The sequence below is a fragment of the Nocardia sp. NPDC005825 genome (assembly GCF_040630175.1).
In the GTDB taxonomy this organism is placed as follows: Bacteria; Actinomycetota; Actinomycetes; order Mycobacteriales; family Mycobacteriaceae; genus Nocardia.
This window is the reverse complement of record NZ_JBEXXC010000001.1, coordinates 256,075-271,942: the sequence shown is the minus strand read 5'-3', so window position 1 is coordinate 271,942 and position 15,868 is coordinate 256,075. Positions and strand designations below refer to the sequence as shown.

The 15,868-nt window shown below is 69.3% G+C and carries 16 protein-coding genes; 4 read left to right on the top strand and 12 right to left on the bottom strand.

Going from position 1 to position 15,868, the window contains the following annotated elements:
• Nucleotides 1–352 precede the first annotated feature (352 nt).
• Entirely contained in the window at nucleotides 353–982 is a 630-nt protein-coding gene (locus ABZ382_RS01310; RefSeq protein ID WP_357082136.1) for a hypothetical protein, read from the top strand.
• A 13-nt stretch (nucleotides 983–995) separates the two neighbouring features.
• Here the strand turns inward: ABZ382_RS01310 and ABZ382_RS01305 are convergent, their stop codons facing one another.
• From ABZ382_RS01305 to ABZ382_RS01260, 10 genes are all read right to left on the bottom strand, one after another.
• Entirely contained in the window at nucleotides 996–1,310 is a 315-nt protein-coding gene (locus ABZ382_RS01305; RefSeq protein ID WP_357082134.1) for a transcriptional regulator, read from the bottom strand.
• Nucleotides 1,307–1,771, bottom strand: coding sequence for a hypothetical protein (locus tag ABZ382_RS01300; RefSeq protein WP_357082132.1), 465 nt, complete (start codon nucleotides 1,769–1,771; stop codon nucleotides 1,307–1,309). The genes ABZ382_RS01305 and ABZ382_RS01300 overlap by 4 nt, the downstream gene beginning before the upstream one ends.
• A 67-nt stretch (nucleotides 1,772–1,838) precedes the next feature.
• Entirely contained in the window at nucleotides 1,839–3,707 is a 1,869-nt protein-coding gene (locus ABZ382_RS01295; protein ID WP_357082130.1) for a Na+/H+ antiporter, read from the bottom strand.
• 54 nt (nucleotides 3,708–3,761) lie between these two features.
• Nucleotides 3,762–4,037: a hypothetical protein gene (locus ABZ382_RS01290; RefSeq protein ID WP_357082128.1), complete on the bottom strand. Its 276-nt coding sequence runs from the start codon at nucleotides 4,035–4,037 to the stop codon at nucleotides 3,762–3,764.
• Nucleotides 4,038–4,144: 107 nt separating this feature from the next.
• Nucleotides 4,145–4,753: a hypothetical protein gene (locus ABZ382_RS01285; protein ID WP_357082126.1), complete on the bottom strand. Its 609-nt coding sequence runs from the start codon at nucleotides 4,751–4,753 to the stop codon at nucleotides 4,145–4,147.
• A 98-nt stretch (nucleotides 4,754–4,851) separates the two neighbouring features.
• Nucleotides 4,852–6,186: a pyridoxal-phosphate dependent enzyme gene (locus tag ABZ382_RS01280; protein WP_357082124.1), complete on the bottom strand. Its 1,335-nt coding sequence runs from the start codon at nucleotides 6,184–6,186 to the stop codon at nucleotides 4,852–4,854.
• Nucleotides 6,186–7,631 carry a decarboxylase gene (locus tag ABZ382_RS01275; protein WP_357082122.1) on the bottom strand — a complete coding sequence of 482 codons (1,446 nt, stop codon included), beginning with the start codon at nucleotides 7,629–7,631 and terminating at the stop codon, nucleotides 6,186–6,188. Before ABZ382_RS01275 ends, ABZ382_RS01280 begins: the two co-directional genes overlap by 1 nt.
• A complete protein-coding gene (locus ABZ382_RS01270; protein WP_357082120.1) occupies nucleotides 7,628–8,884 on the bottom strand; it encodes a heavy-metal-associated domain-containing protein in 1,257 nt (418 codons plus the stop codon). The genes ABZ382_RS01275 and ABZ382_RS01270 overlap by 4 nt, the downstream gene beginning before the upstream one ends.
• Nucleotides 8,881–10,164 carry an aminotransferase class V-fold PLP-dependent enzyme gene (locus ABZ382_RS01265; protein ID WP_357082118.1) on the bottom strand — a complete coding sequence of 428 codons (1,284 nt, stop codon included), beginning with the start codon at nucleotides 10,162–10,164 and terminating at the stop codon, nucleotides 8,881–8,883. The genes ABZ382_RS01270 and ABZ382_RS01265 overlap by 4 nt, the downstream gene beginning before the upstream one ends.
• Before the next feature lie 111 nt (nucleotides 10,165–10,275).
• Nucleotides 10,276–10,806 carry a DUF2599 domain-containing protein gene (locus ABZ382_RS01260; protein WP_357082116.1) on the bottom strand — a complete coding sequence of 177 codons (531 nt, stop codon included), beginning with the start codon at nucleotides 10,804–10,806 and terminating at the stop codon, nucleotides 10,276–10,278.
• A 238-nt stretch (nucleotides 10,807–11,044) separates the two neighbouring features.
• Here ABZ382_RS01260 and ABZ382_RS01255 point away from each other — a divergent pair, with 238 nt between their 5' ends.
• Nucleotides 11,045–11,509 carry a hypothetical protein gene (locus ABZ382_RS01255; protein WP_357082114.1) on the top strand — a complete coding sequence of 155 codons (465 nt, stop codon included), beginning with the start codon at nucleotides 11,045–11,047 and terminating at the stop codon, nucleotides 11,507–11,509.
• A 46-nt stretch (nucleotides 11,510–11,555) separates the two neighbouring features.
• Nucleotides 11,556–11,867, top strand: coding sequence for an EthD family reductase (locus ABZ382_RS01250; protein WP_357082112.1), 312 nt, complete (start codon nucleotides 11,556–11,558; stop codon nucleotides 11,865–11,867).
• A 60-nt stretch (nucleotides 11,868–11,927) separates the two neighbouring features.
• On the opposite strand, the gene ABZ382_RS01245 is transcribed toward ABZ382_RS01250, so the two are convergent.
• Nucleotides 11,928–13,658, bottom strand: a complete 1,731-nt coding sequence (locus tag ABZ382_RS01245; protein WP_357082110.1) for a GMC family oxidoreductase — start codon at nucleotides 13,656–13,658, stop codon at nucleotides 11,928–11,930.
• A 102-nt stretch (nucleotides 13,659–13,760) separates the two neighbouring features.
• On the opposite strand from ABZ382_RS01245, the gene ABZ382_RS01240 reads away from it, so the two are divergent.
• On the top strand, nucleotides 13,761–14,432 hold the full coding sequence (locus ABZ382_RS01240) for a MerR family transcriptional regulator (RefSeq protein WP_357082108.1): 672 nt from the start codon (nucleotides 13,761–13,763) through the stop codon (nucleotides 14,430–14,432).
• 17 nt (nucleotides 14,433–14,449) lie between these two features.
• Here the strand turns inward: ABZ382_RS01240 and ABZ382_RS01235 are convergent, their stop codons facing one another.
• Nucleotides 14,450–15,808: a family 1 glycosylhydrolase gene (locus ABZ382_RS01235; RefSeq protein WP_357082106.1), complete on the bottom strand. Its 1,359-nt coding sequence runs from the start codon at nucleotides 15,806–15,808 to the stop codon at nucleotides 14,450–14,452.
• Between the last annotated feature and the right edge of the window lie 60 nt (nucleotides 15,809–15,868).

The window sequence follows — 15,868 nt, the reverse complement described above, 5'->3', positions numbered from 1 at the left end:
TTCCTACGCTCGCAGTGCAATTCAGCTACCACATCGCTAACGTTCCGATTGTCCGAATCGCCCGGGTGACGAAGCGCAGACACCCACCGGCGATCGGACACCGCGCGAGTCCTCTTCCCCGAGACTCGCCTCCCGCGTCCCCGCCGCGCAGCGGGCGCCGCGAACCCCGGCGTCGCCGGGCCGACCCCGATCCCGGCCCGGCGACGCCGTCTCATAAGCGCCGATTCCGCCACAAGGACGGCGCGAATGCCGAGACGCTGCAATGATCGACCCAGTTCGGATTCAGTTCGGGTAGGCATTGCGAATCAACCTGTGCCGGTGGACTGTTCGGAGAGCAGAAGGATCGCGCAGGATGACCGCAAGCCGGTATGTCAGTAACTCCGACGTAGCCGAGCCCATCGAGCCGTCGGGCTGGGGCCGACATCTGGGCGTCGGGGACGACATCGCGGACAGCCTCGGTTCCGGACAGCTCGGTGCGCTCATCTTCGCCCGGAAACTGGTGCGCTGCTGGTACATCGCCAACTTCCTGCTCGCCTCGACCCTCGGCTCGGGCGTGGGCCTGTTCGCCTGGGAGTACGGTCAGCGGACCTACGGCGACTGCACCGGCACCACCACCTGCTACCCGCGCTGGGAGTTGCTGGTACTCGGCGTCGGCTCCGGATTGCTCGCCGCGGGAACGATATTCCTGGCCGCCTCATTGCCGTGCTTCTGGGTCGCCTACGCCATCCGGTGGTCGGCGCGCGCCATGGCCGACCGCAACGGCGGGCCCGAACATCCCGATCCCGAGCACTACGAGCTCGCCGAGCAGCACCGGTGGCGCGCGGCCGAGCAGCCGACACACCGCCGGCAGCAGACCGAGGAACCGCCGCGCCGGCAGGCCCGCGCCGAGGAACCCCAGCGCCGCCAGGCGCGCCCCGAGCCGCCTCAGCAGCGCCGCCCCGCGCGCGGTGAACAGCCCGCTCGCCGCCCCGCCCGCACCTGACCGACCGGGCCAACTACCCCGGCGGCTCGCCGGGCGCGGTTGCGCCCGCGACGATCTCGCGCAATGCCGCGATGTGCCCGTCGAAGGCGGTGCGCCCGGCGGCGGTCAAGCGGGCCCGCACCTTGCGGCGACTGCCCTCGAGGCGACGCTCGGTACTGACGTACCCGGCCTCCTCGAGGGTCGCCAACTGCTTGGACAGCGCCGAATCCGACAGTCCCAGGCGTTCTTTGAGGAACGCGAACTCCGCCCAGTCGGCCGCGGCCAGCGTGGCCACCAATGTCAGACGCGTGCTCGGGTGGATCAGTTCGTCGAAACGGGCCTCGCTCACGCGCGCACCCACCGCCGCCCCGCCGCCAGCAGCTCCGGACCGCCGAAACCGATGACCGCGGCCACCAGCAGCGCCGACCAGATACGCGGATGCCCCGCCCCGTCGGCGTCGAGAGCGATCGCCGCGGCCACGGTCAGCGCGACCAGGCCCACCAGCATGCCGATCACGACCAGCGGCGTGCGCCGCCCGGCGACTTCCGCGCTGACCTGGACCCCGCCGGTGCGGCGGCGGCCGTCGAGCAGTCGCGACGCCACCGTCGCATGCCCGGCCCCGAACACCAACGTCGCGACCGCGACCAACCAGTCCGGGACCAGATCGCCCAGGACTCCCAAAGCCAGCCAGCCGCAGGCCATTCCCCACCAATAACCGCGGGGCAATCCGACTTCCGCGGCGATCTTCTGGCGTGCCTGCCCGGCCGCGTCGAGTGCCGAACGCGCCTGTTCCGGAGTGATGCCGTCCATGATGACTCCTCACTTTCCTACTTGGAAAGTAAGACTCCACTTTCCTGGCGGGAAAGTCAAGGGCGGGTCAGCCCAGCAACTCGTCCAGATAGCACCAGCGCCACGACTCGCCCGGCTCCACACTGCGGATCACCGGATGCCCGGTGCTGTCGAAATGCTTGGTCGCGTGATTGCCCGGCGAGGAGTCGCAGCACGCCACATGCCCGCACTCCAGGCACATCCGCAGATGCACCCACACCAGACCCTCGTCGAGGCATTCCCCGCAGGCGTCCGGGGTGTCGGGCACCCGCACGCACGGCGCCTCCCGCAGGTGCTCACACGCACCCGGCGGCATCGGCGCCCGCAAGACCAGCCCGTCGTCGTCCTCGGCCTCGGCGACCCGGTCGATGGTGGACTCCTCGATGTCGAGGGCGGCCATCACCGCCTGCAGCACCTCCTGATCGACCTGCCCCGCATCGCGGATCCGCAGCACCGTCTCCCGCTCGGCCGCCAGCATCGCCAGCCGCAGCCGCCGGTACTCGCCGCTGGGGGTCACCCGCTGGGATTCGGAGCGCCCCAACAGCTCCCACGCCGACTGCGCCCGCACCACCACCCGGTTGCGCAGCGAGTCCACCACATCCGGCGGTGTCTCGGGAGCGATGTTCTCCTCGAGCGCCTTCAACCCCGCCGTCGTCGCCTGTTGCAGCAGATTCGCCTCCTGCAACAGGTCCTCGGCCCGGCTGGGCCCGCGCAGGCGCAGCATCCGCACCAGCCACGGCAGCGAGAGTCCTTGCAGCAGCAGCGTTCCACCCACCACCACGACCGCCAGCAGCCGCAGCGTGTCCAGTTCCGGGGTATCGGCGGGCAGCAGCAGCGCCGCCGCCAACGTCACCACGCCGCGCATCCCGGCCCACGCCACCACCGCCGGTCCGGTCCACTCCGGCTTGGGTTTTCCCTGCCGCCGACCCTCGATCTGCCAGGCCGCGTAGGTCGCCGGGAACACCCACACCGGCCGCACCACGATCACCGTCACCAGCACCGCAGCGCACGTCCACAGCAGCGTCGAATGCGGCAGGTCACTGTGCCAGGCGGCCTCCACGATGTGGCGCACCTGCAATCCGATCAGCAGGAACACCGCCGACTCGAGGATGAACGCGATGGTGCGCCAATTGGTGTGCTCGGCGATGCGGGAAGCCGCGCTCTGCCAGTGCGGCGCACCGTGACCCAGGATCAGACCGCACGTCACCACCGCGATCACGCCCGAGGCGTGCACCGACTCCGCGGGCAGATACGCGATCCACGGCGCCAGCAGCGACACGCTCGTGTCCAGCACCGGATCGGTGATCCGGCGGCGCAGGAACGCCAGCATCATCGCCGCGGCCACCCCGATCAGCGCGCCGCCGCCGGCCGCGCCGATGAAACTCGCGCCCGCCTGCCACAGCGTCACGCTGCCGGCCATGGCCGCGACCGCGGTGCGCAGGGTCACCAGCGCAGTCGCGTCGTTGAACAGCGACTCGCCCTCGAGCAGGGTCACGATCCGGCGCGGCATCCCCACCCGCCGCGCCACCGCGGTCGCCGCGACCGCGTCCGGCGGGGCCACGATCGCGCCGATCGCCACCGCCGCGGAGAACGGCACCGGCAGCAGCCAATACACCACCGCGCCCACCGCGAACGCGGTGAACAACACCAACCCCACCGACAGCAGCGTGATCGAGGTCTTCTTCGGCCGGAAATCCACCAGCGAGGTGCGGATCGCCGTCGTGTACAGCAGCGGCGGCAGCAACCCCAGCAACACCAGTTCGGGCTCGATGTCGAACTCGGGCACGAACGGCAGATACGACGCGATTACCCCGGCCACGGTGAGCACGAACGGCTCACCCAACCCCATCCGGCGCGCACCGGCCGCCAGTGCGACCGCGACCGACACCAGCACCACGAGTCCGAACGCCCACTCCACGTGATCATCGTGCCAGTCGTGGTGTCCGATTCCGGCAGCGGCACCGCGGAAGGGTCAGTCGGCGTGGCCCGAGCGTGACCGGGTGATCGCGAAGACCCCGATGCGCGCGGCCAGCGCCACCACCCACAGCACCACGCCGACCATATTGAGCATCGGACCGGCGCCGGTGTAGGAGCCGACCAGGATGGAGACGACACCCGCCGAGAAACACAGCACGGTGGCGGCATGACAGACGGTGAGGGTGATGCGCAGGTCGGTGTCCGGACCCGCGGCGCGCTCGATACTGATGGTGAAACTCCTGGCAACACTGTTGAATTCGGCCCCAGGCACCATAGCGCCCCGAAGCCGGAAGTGCAGAGTCCAGCAGCTCACCGTTCCCGCCGGGTTCGCGGGCTCGGCCCGGTACCCGTGTTGCTCAACGGAATTCGCGCGTCGGATCAGGGCGTCTGTTTGACGCAGATCCAGGTCTCGCCGTCCTTGCGGGCCTCCACCTTCGGCGATTGGTATTGCCAAATGCACGCGATCTGCATGTCGATCGGGGCCTGGCACACCCAGGTGGTCTTGTCGATCACCGCCGGTCGCACCTCGTTGCTGGTCGGGTACGTCGCCTTGCAGTAGCCCGGCATATCCCGGATGCCGCCCTTGGCCACCTGTTCGGCGGTGAAGCACATGCCGCTGTAGGGGTCGTTCATCGAGAAGGACATGTGCAGACCGGTCTGCTTGTACTGCCAGTCGCACGCCTTGCCCAAATCGATGACCGCCTCACACGACTGGCCGTCGACCTGGCCGTACCCGTAGGAGACGCAGTACTGCGCGAGATCCAGCCCGCCGATCGAGGTGGACGCGGGCACGCTCGGCGCGGCCGAGGACTGGGTGCGGTCACCGACGACATTGACGATCAACGGGGTGATGATCACCGCGGCGGCCACCGCCACCACGATCACGGCCAGTACCCACGCCGGTACGCGCCTCAGCAACGGTGCGAGCACCCGTTGGGAGAACGGGGTCCACACTGGGGAGAAGAACTGCGAGAACTGTTCGAGCACGAGCGCCCCTCGTTCCGTGCAAATACGGCAGCACAGCAATCCTATCGCCCGGGTAGTGTCGCCACAGCCGAAATTACTGGGGCGCCGCCACATTGGCGTCAACCGTGCCGGGGCGCGGATTCCATCGGTTTGCCCGCATCGCGCCAGGCCGTGATGCCGCCCGCCAGACTGTGCGCGTCGTACCCGGCCCGGCGGGCCAGCGCCGCGAACCGCAACGACACCTCACCGACCGGGCAGACGAAGACCACCGGCCGCGACCGCGAGAACGGGACACCCTGGACGAGCATGTCGTCGAGCTGATCGTCGCGGATGTTCAACGCGCCCGGCACATGGGCGATCCGATAGGCCATCGCGCCACGGGTGTCGACGATGGTCGGGCGGGCGGTGCGATCGAGTTGCTCGAGTTCGTCGGGGGACAGGACCGGGGTGGCGGCGAGTTCGACCGCGTCCGGCGCCGGGGCGCGCCCGGGCTTGCCGAACAGCTCCGGGCGGCGCTTGCGGATGTAGGACAGGTACGGCTCGAGCCGATCGCACACGATGATCACCGCGACCAGCGGATCCCCCTGCGCCGAGGGCGGTTCCACCGAACCCAGGAACTCCAGCGCCGCGGCATAGGTCGCCCCGCTCGTCGGCCCGGCGAGCACCCCGTGGCCGGTGGCCAGGGTCAGCGTGGCATCGACCGCGCGCCCGGCCTCCACCGCCATGACGCGGTCGTAGAACTCGGGCTGGAACAGGCCCACATCCCACATCTCGGTCTCCGAGCGGATACCGGGGATGAAGTCGCCGCGCTCGGAGACCACCGCGACGGTCTTCAACTCCGGATTGTGTTTGCGCAGAAAGGTCGCCGTGCCGCGGGTGGACCCGGTGGTGCCGAGCCCGCCGATCAGATAGTCGACGCGGGTGATGCCGTCGCGCGCGAGGTCCTCGTGGATCTCGCGTCCGGTCCCGTGATGGTGGGCCTCGATGTTCTTCTCGCTGGTGTACTGCGAGGGGTGGTACCAGGCCCCGGGTGCGCGGGCCATGGTCGATTCGATGACCGAGTACACGTCGTTGGGGGCCGTCGGATCCGGGCATTCCGACAAACCCGGCAATTCTTCGATATCGGTCCCCAACAGCTGCAACAGGTCTCGCACCTCGGCGACCTTGATCCGATTGGTGACCGCGCGTAACCCGATCCCGTGCAAGGCCGCCAGCACCCGCAACGCCTTGGCGGTATTACCGCTCGAGGCCTCGATCAAAGTCTGCTTCCCGGCGATGATCTCGTCGAGGTCGTCGCGGATCATGCCCCACGCCACCCGGTCCTTCACCGACCCGAACGGGTTGTAGAACTCGAGTTTCGCGTAGAGCTCGACGCGTGCGAGCCCGTGCACGGCCGGATCCAGCCGCAGCAGTGGGGTATTGCCGATCAGTTCGGTGATGTGGTCGTAGCGCATCAGTGCACCTCGTGCCAGTCAACGTCGCGGCACACCCGGAACATCCCGGATTCGCGCGACACCGCAATTTTCGGCGGCACCGGATGCATCGAGGCCCGCGCGGCCGACAGATCCATGTGGTAGGCGGCGGTATTGGGGAACACCACGAAATCCCCCGATTGTGGATACCGCGGTAGCCACACCTTGTGGTTGGTGATCAGGTCCCGTTCCAGGCACAGCCGCCCCGCCAGGAACACCCCCGCCGCAGCGGGATTCGGGTCGCCCGGGACGGAATCGGGCCCGTCGGCGCCGGTTCGGGCGGGGAGCAGGATCGGGTCGACCATCACCTCCTGATCGGCCGGGGTGACGGTGTCGCGGCTCAGATCCAGATTGACCAGGGTCGACCCGTCGGCGGTCCGCTTCACGAATTCCACCCGCGCCACGGTGATTCCGGCGTGGTCGACCAGTGCCTTGCCCGGCTCCAGCCAGATGTCGAGGAGGTTCTCCCCAGCCACCTGTGCAAAACTGCGGCCGCCGTGCGATTCCAGGCCCGTATCCAGGAGGTCGGCGAGCATGCGGTCGGCATCCACAGTGTTGGCGTATTTGTGAAAAACTGGTGTCCCGTGCACCGCGCCGTCCTCGACGTGGAAGCCGAAAGTATTGGCGCCCCAGGCCATCTGCTCGCCCCGGCCCACCAGTGATTCGCGCAGCGCGTGCACGTATGCATCGAATGCGCCCGCGTCGGCGGTGAACACCTGCCGGAAGCCGCCCCCGATATTCAGCACCGTCGGCGTCAATCCGTACCCGTAGGCCCGCTCGGTCAACTCCAGGCAGCTCTCCACCGCGCGTACCCGTTCGGCCGGTTCGCCCGAATCCAGGTGAAAGGCGAACCCGCGGAACTCGATCCGGTCCCGGTGGGTCGACAGCATCTCCAGGAGCTGGTCGCTCTCGGTCAGCGGCACCCCGAACCGGCTCACCGGCGTCCCCGGGAATCCGCACATTCGCACCAAAACCGGCACGGGGATATCCGCCAGTGCCGCAATTTGTTCCAGTTCCCACAGATTGTCGACATTGATGGTCACCCCGGTGCCCGCCAGCGCGCGCAACAGCCCCTCACCCTTGGGTCCGGTGACTTCGATGCGTTCGGGTTCGAACCCCGCCTTCAACGCCCCCCGCAGCTCCACCTCCGAGGCCACATCGATGCCGATCCCCGCCGCGTGCGCGGCTGCCACAAACGCGCGCGACTGATTCACCTTGTGCGCGTAGCAGATCCGGAACCCCGCCGCGCGCGCCGCGAGCGCCGCCCGCAGCCTGTCCAGGTTCTGCGCGAAGACCTGCGGAAACACCAGGTGCACCGGTGACCCGAACTCGGCGACCGCGTCCTGGACCGCGCCCGGCGTGGCCAGGAATTCCGACACCAGCGCGTGCATCTTCGCCGGCAACCCCGGCGGCGCCGCGACCGTCATACGGCGGTTTCGCTGGTCGCGGGCGTGACCAGGGTCGGGTTGTAGCCGCTGTCGCGCAGCGCCTCGAAGGCGCGGTGCCGGTTGCGGGGGCTGCGGAACTCCGCGACCACCCGCTTGCTGACCAGATCGATATCGCCGACCCCGATGCCCATCGCGTCCAGCACCCCGCCGATGGTGCGCACGCAGTGCTTGCACGTCATGTCCGGGACATAGAACACCTGGTCCTCGGCGGCCAGTTCACCGGTCTCCGACCCGGTTTCGGCCGCCACCTCGGCCACCGTGATCCCGTCCACGATATGGGTGAACACCTCGGTGAACCGGTCGACGACCAGCGGCAGAATGCTGTAGTGCGCGCCGTCGAGCTGATGCGGCATGGCGGCCAGACACGCCGGGCGGGTGCCCGGCGGCAGCAGCGCGTACTGGCGCGAGATCAGATCCAGCTCGTCGTGATACTTGGCGATCGCCTCGGCGACGGTCAGCCTCTCGGCTTGGGTGGCGCGGCGCATGACCCGGTGCGCGTCCTCGATGGTCATGTCCTTCATGGCGCGCAGTGTCGCCACCGTTTCCGCCGAATACCGCACGGTCCCATCGGGTTGGGTGGTCAGGGTGACCGCGATCATGCCGCGCCGGTAGCTCGAGGCCTGTAACTCCCAGAACCAGCGTGTCGCCACCGCCGCGTAGATGCCCGAATCGCGCATGCCGACCGCGAATTCGGCCGGGGTGCGATACGGCGTCTCCCGTGCCAGCAGCGCGTGCTGGGCCAGCGCCCGCCCCGCCGCCTCGATGCCCACCCGGAAGATCTCGTGCGGCTCATGATCGGTGGTGGTGCCGTCGAGCACCGCCTGTTCGCGCGGGCCGAGCTTGGCCATGCGCTGGGCCAGCGCGGGATCGGCGTCGAGGGCGTGCCACAGCGCCAGCACCGTCTCGCGCATGGCGATCGGCACGACCGGGCCCAGCCCGCCGGTGCGGACATGCCCGGTATTGGGGATGCCGTCGCTGTCGGTCCAGGTGATGCGGTGGGTCGCGCTGGTCACCTGGTCGGCGCGGCACGGACGCATGAACCGTTCCAGATACAGCCGCTGCGACAACGTCAGATGCGAGCCGGACTCCGAAGCCAGCGGCGTGCAGGTGTATTCGACGCGGCGCGGGGGCGGCGGCACCGGGGCCGCACCCAGTCCGGGCCGGGCCAGCCCGGCCAGCACCCGGGACGCGGCGCGGCGGTCGTAGCGGGGTTCGGAGCCTGACTTGGTCACGAGACCTCCTCGGCAATCGTGGCGACACACTCGGTGAACCGGTCGATCTCGTCGACGGTGGTGTAGACGTGCGTGCTCACCCGCACCGAATCCGCGTCGGCCGCGGCGCCGCCGGTGGGGACGCAATGGGCGCCGGTGCGGACCAGGAAGCCCAGCTCGCTGAGCACGAACCCCAGGTCGGTAGCGCTGATCCCGGCGACGGTGAAAGACACGATCCCGTACCCGGTTTCGCACGGCGCGTACGCCGGGCCCGGCGTGAACTCGACTCCGGTGACTGGGCGCAGACCCGCGATCAATCGCTGCGTGAGCGCCCGATTGTGCGCGGCGATCGCGTCGAGGCCGAGCTCGCCCAGCACCTCGAGAGCCGCGCCGAGGGCGAGGATCCCGGGCAGATTGTGGGTGCCGCCCTCCAGCCGCTGCGGCATCGCCCCGCCCACCAAGCCCGAATCGTCCAGTGACACTCCCGAATTGCCACCCGGCAGAAACGGCAGCAGTTCACTGTGTCGGCGGCGGTGGCAATAGAGCACGCCCGTGCCCGGGGCCCCGAACATCTTGTGCGCGGCGAACACCGCGAAATCGGCGTCCAGCTCCGCCATGTTCACCGGCAGATGTCCGCCGGACTGGCTGCAGTCGAAACAGAGCGCGATCCGCGGATCGATGCGCCCGCACAACTCTTCCAGGGTGGTCAGCCCGCCGAACACGTGGTGCAGATGCGCCACGGTGATCAATCGCGTACGCGGGGTGATCCGCGCCGCCACATCCTCGACATCGGCCTCGCCCAGCGCGTTCACCCGGTAGGGCACCAGCTCGACGCGCCGCCCGAAACGGGCCAGCAGACCGCGCAGATGCTGCCACGGATACACATTGGAGGCGTGATCGCGTGGGCTGTAGAGGATCTCGTCGCCGTCGCGCAGGTTCGCCAGTCCCCACGACAGCGCCACCGCGTTCAGCCCGGCCGTGGCGCCGCCGGTGAACACCACCTCATCCGGTGCGGCCCCGATGAATTCGGCCATGGCCGCGCGCACGGCGGCGACCTCGGCGGTCAGCGCGCCCGCCCACGGATAGGTGCCCCGCCCGGCATTGGCGGTGCGTTCGCGGTGATAGCGGTGCACCGCCTCGATCACCGGCCGCGGTTTCTGGGTGGTGGAGGCGGAGTCGAGGTAGACCTCGGCGGCCTCGGTCAGCGCCGGGAACAGCGCGCGCACGCCGGGGGACGCCGGTCCCCGGGCGGCAGCGGGCGGCGTGGGCATAGAGGTCTCGGGTGCCGAGGCGCGCACCATTGCCCTCCCTCCCAGGAGTGAGCGCTGGACGTCACCAACGATACGCACATTTGGCGATCGGCTCGAAGGTTCTGGCGGGCAACCGGTTTCGTGACCGCATCGAGCAACCGATCAGCGTTCGGGACCGCCCGGGTTGCACAGCGCCGACACCGTCGCGTCGTACCCGACCGCGGGCCGCCACGGCTCGATGTTCCAGCTGGTCTTGTCCGGCGCGACCGCGCGCGCCCACTCCCAGTGGCAGCGGAACTGGTCGTACATGCCGGGGGAGTCCGCGTCGGGGGCCAGCGCCAGCACCTCGCCCCAGGCGCGATCCCCGGCCGTCGGGAACAGGTCGATGCGCCCGGCGCGAGTGGGGAAGATCTTCAACCGGCGGCCGTCGATCTCGTCGGTCCACTCGGTGTGATCGATGAGCGCCTGATCGGCCATCGCGTCCACCGTCGGCGTGACCGGGCTCGAGATGGCCGCGGCGCTCGTCGCCGCCGTGGGCGCCGGTTGCACGGGTGCGGCGGTCGCCGCGACCGGCCCCAGCGAACTGACCACCACCGGTGGCGAGTCCTCGGCCGCGCCACAACCGGTCAGTACCAGTGCCAGCGCGAGCACGGGCGGGCCACCCGCGAGTTTCCAGCGCCGCCGCATGGGCATACGCCCCTTTCGTTCGATTCGTCCGGCCCGGATCCGAAACTACCAGCGATAATCGCGCACACTCGGAACACGCAGGGCGGACCGGGACTTCGGTGCTCCGGTTTTGCCCGCGCTGGTGTATTGGCCCAGACAGCCCCTACGATGTCACGCGCGGGGCGGTTCGTGAAAGAGGGGACCGTCCGGCACCCTTGGTACCGGATGGTTGCTGACTGGTAGGGGAACGATGAATGCCGCGAACGTGAAACTGCTTGTGTGGGAGTGCGACAACACCCTCTGGGATGGGGTGGTGTGCGACTCCACCGCGGGAGCGCTGCGCGCCGAGGCCGCGCGCTCACTGCGCATCCTCAACGAGCGCGGCGTCATGCACGCGGTCGCCTCCCGCGGTGAATGGGCCTGGACGGTCGAGCAGCTGCGCCGCCACGGCGTCGCCGACCGCTTCGCCGCCGTCGAGGTCGGCTGGGGCCGCAAGTCCGCGGCCATCGCCCGCATCGCCGAGACCCTCGGCGTGGGCCTGGGCCAGGTCGGCTACATCGACGCCGAACCCCTCGAACGCAGCGAGGTCGCCCACGCCCTGCCTCAGGTCCGCTGCTACGCCGCGCGCCACGTCGACGTCCTCGCCGCTCTCCAGGAGTTCCGCGCCCCGATCGGCGACGTCCCGCCCCCGACCTCCCCGATGGGCATCTCCCACATCCACGCCCACTGACGCGATCTCCCCGCCCGGCGCTCGTGCGACCCGTACCGTCGGTGCGATGTACCGACTCTCGATCCTCTACGGACACCCGCAGGATCCGGCCGCCTTCGACGAGTACTACTGGAACACCCATATCCCGATCGCCCGGGAGATGACCGGTCTGAAGAAGTGGACCATCGGGCACGGCGAGAGCGCCGACCCCACCCAGCCCGCGCCCTACTACCTCGTCGTGGGCCTCTACGCCGATTCGCGCGCCGAACTCGAGGCGGTCCTCGCCAGCCCGCAGGGGCAGGCAGCGGTCGCCGATGTGCCCAACTTCGCCACCGGCGGTGTCACTTTCGTCTACAGCCACGAGCGGGACCTGATCTGAGGACGACATGAGGAGGGCCCCGGCCGTCGATCGGCCGGGGCCCTCCTCGTGTGCGGGTCGTCAGGCGGGCGTGGATTCGGAGCGGCCGCCACGGATTTCGACGATCGGCAGCACCAGGGCCGCGGGGGCCGAGGCTGGGACCATCGGCTGCGACGGTGCGACGGGTGCGATACGGGCGTAGCCCGCGGACTGCTCCGGGCGGGTGTCGACCTGGCCCTTGTTGGGCCACATGGCCGCGGCGCGCTCGGCCTGGGCGGTGATGGTCAGCGACGGGTTCACGCCCAGGTTGGCCGAGACCGCGGCGCCGTCGACCACCGAGAGCGTGGGGTAGCCGTAGACGCGGTGGTAAGCGTCGATGACACCGTGGTCGGCGTCCGCGCCGATGGCCGCGCCACCCAGGAAGTGGGCGGTCAGCGGAATGTTGAAGACCTCGCCCCAGGTGCCGCCCGCGACGCCGCCGATGGTGTCGGCGACCTTGCGGGTGACCTCGTTGCCGGCCGGGATCCAGGTCGGATTCGGTTCGCCGTGGCCCTGTTTGGAGGTGAGCTTGCGCCCGAACAGCCCACGCTTGGTGTAGGTGGTGATGGAGTTGTCCAGATGCTGCATGACCAGCGAGATGATGGTGCGCTCACTCCAGTTCTTCACCGAGATGAACTGCAGCAGCATCAGCGGGTGCCGCAGCACGATGCCCAGGAAGCGCAGCCAGCGCGGGATGCTGCCGCCGCCGTCGACCATGAGCGTCTGCAGCAGGCCCATCGAGTTGGAGCCCTTGCCGTAGCGGACCGGCTCGATGTGGGTGTCGGGGGTCGGATGGATGGAGGAGGTGATGGCCACGCCGCGGGTGAAGTCGACGTCCGGGTTCACCTTGCGGGTGGCCGCACCGAGGATGGACTCGGAGTTGGTGCGGGTCAGCACGCCCAGCCGCGACGACAGCTGCGGCAGGACGCCCTTGTCGCGCATGGCGAACAGCAGCTGCTGGGTGCCGCGGGTGCCGGCGGCCAGCACCACGTGCTTGGCGGTGTAGGTCTTGGGCTGCTTGCGGAACCAGGCGCCGGTGCGTTCGGTCTCCACGTCCCAGGTGCCGTCGGGCAGCGGGCGCACGGTGGTGACCGTGGTCATCGGGAACACCTGCGCGCCACCCTTTTCCGCCAGGTACAGGTAGTTCTTGACCAGCGTGTTCTTGGCGTTGTGGCGGCAGCCGGTCATGCACTCGCCGCATTCGATGCAGCCGGTGCGCTCGGGGCCCGCGCCGCCGAAGTACGGGTCGGGCACCGTCTTGCCCGCCTCGCCGAAGAACACCCCGACGGGGGTCTGCACGAAGGTGTCGCCCACGCCCATGTCCTCGGCGACCTGCTTGAACACCTCGTCCGCGGGAGTCATGTGCGGGTTGGTGACGACGCCGAGCATCTTGCGGGCCTGCTCGTAGTAGGGCATCAGCTCGTCGTGCCAGTCGGTGATCTCGCGCCACTGCGGGTCGGCGAAGAACGGGGCCGGGGGCACGTAGAGGGTGTTGGCGTAGTTGAGGGAGCCGCCGCCCACGCCCGCGCCGGCCAGGATCAGCACATCGCGCAGCGGGTGGATGCGCTGGATGCCGAAGCAGCCCAGCTTCGGGGCCCACAGGAACTTGCGCAGGTCCCAGCTGGTGTCGGGGAGCTGGTCGTCGGCGAAGCGCTGACCGGCCTCGAGCACGCCGACCGAGTAACCCTTCTCGGTGAGGCGCAGGGCGCTGACGCTGCCGCCGAAGCCGGACCCGACGATGAGCACGTCGAAATCGGTGTCGCGTTGGGTCATGAGGACTCCCTTGTCGTCGTCGACAGTGTGGCGGCGGTTACGCTAATGCGGACAGTTGTGGCTGTCAACGTTGGACCGGGTTGCGGTATCTATGCTGTTCGCGTGGACCGATACAGCCGCCTGCAACTCGCCGAACTCAGCGGTGTCGCCGCCCGCACCATCCGCTACTACCACTCGGTCGGCGTGCTGCCCAAGCCCGGTCGCGCGGGCAAGGAAGCGGTCTACGGTCCCGACCACCTGGAACGACTGCGGGCCATCACCGCCATGCAGGCGCGCGGGTTGCGCCTGGACGCGATCCGCGAGGTCTTCGAGGCCGAGGTCCCCGGCGACGGCGACTGGCGGGAGGTCTTCGATCCGCGCTACAGCGGCGACATCGACACCGGCACGGTCCTCGACGACGACGCCCTGACCGAGTTGCTCGGTGATCGCCGCCCCGAGATCCTCGACGACCTGCTGTCCGAGGGCTACCTCGAACCGCTCGGCGCCCGCTGGCGGGTGCCCGAACCGGCCATGCTCACCGGCGCGCTGATCCTCTACGACGTGGGCACCGACATCGCGTTGTCGGGCGTGCTGCGCAAGCTGATCCGTACCCACATCGCCACCCTGGCCGACGAGATGATCCGGGTGGTCCGCGAGGCGTCGGGCCGGGAGTACACCGGCGAGGGCATCGATCTGGACCTGGATCGCTTCCGGGACCGGTTCCTCGCCGCGGCCCGCGAGGTCGGCGGCGCCACTCTGGCCGAAGAGGTCGAACGCGCGGTCCGCCGGGACTGAACTGTCCCGCGCCCGCATCAGGACGTGGGGACCGCGGTGGGGACGGTGACGGGGTTCTCGCAGCTGGCCGGGGGATCGACCAGCTTGCAGTCGGAGGGGAAGCGCACGGGCTCGTAGCCCGAGGGCACCCCGCCGGCGGTGATGATCTGCCGGTAGGTGTCGACCGCGTCGGTGGGCTTGCGGGTCAGGCTCGGATCGGTCTGCACGTCCACGCTGTAGAGGCCGAAACGCGGTGCGAACGAGCCCCACTCGTAGTTGTCGGTGAGGCTCCAGTAGTTGTAGCCGATCAGGTTCATGCCGTCGGCCTTGGCGCGCTGCAGCCAGTACACGGTGTCGCGCAGATGGTCGGAGCGGGTGTAGCCGTCGGCGCGGGGCTTGCCGTTGTCGGTCGGCATGCCGTTCTCCACCACCCACAGCGGCTTGCCGGGGAACATCTTCGAATAGTGCTGCAGCGCATAGTAGATGCCCTCGGGGCGGATGGGCAGGTCCCACATCCCGGCGGGCGGTGCGACCGACCCGTCGGGCATATTGACCGTGTTGGCCTTGGGCGGCTCGTAGCCGAAGTAGTAGTCCACGCCGATGAAGTCGAGCTTGTCGCCGATGCGTTCCATGAGCGGCCCGTTGACCTGCGCCTCGGCCCCGGCCACGTACCCGACATTGCTGGTGACCAGCGCCTTGGGCTGCACGGTGTGGATGTAGTCGTAGATCTCGTTGTGCACCCGGGCGACCCGGTCGAGCATCTGGTCGGCGTCGGTGTCGTTCTGGCGCACCTCGTGCATGATGTAGGCGACCGGCTCGTTCACCGTCACCCACACCGGATTGCGGGAGGTGTAGCGGTCGACCACCTTGCGGGCATTGGCCAGCCAGTCGCCGACCATGGCGTCGTCGTTCCAGCCGCCGCGCTCGGCGGCCCAGCCCGGATACACCCAATGGTCCAGCGTCAGCATGGGTTCCATGCCGTTGGCCACGATGTCGTCGATGACGCGGTCGTAGAAGGCGAAGCCCTCCTCGTCCCAGACCCCGGGTTCGGGCTGCAGGCGCGCCCATTCGATGCCGATGCGGAACACCTTCGAGCCCAGGCCCGCCGCCAGCGCGATGTCGGTCTGGTAGCGGGAGCGGAAGTCGATGGAGTTGCGGTAGCGGTCCCAGTCGGGATTGGCGTCGATGTAGTGCATCCAGTTGCTGTCGGGGGCGTGCCCCTCGGACTGGAAGCCGGACGCGGCCACGCCCCACAGGAAGTCCGGGCCCATTCCGCCGTGGGTGCCCGGGGTCGCGGGCGGCAGTGCGGGAGTCGCGTGCGCGGCGGTGGCCACCGGCAGCAGCGTCGCGGCGGCGGCGAGCCCGGCGAGGACTAGTCGGTGCAGGCGACGGCGCATCGGGGCTCCTTCTCCGGGACGCCTGGTCGGAATGTCCCATTCGGAGCGTAGCTGTCTGTT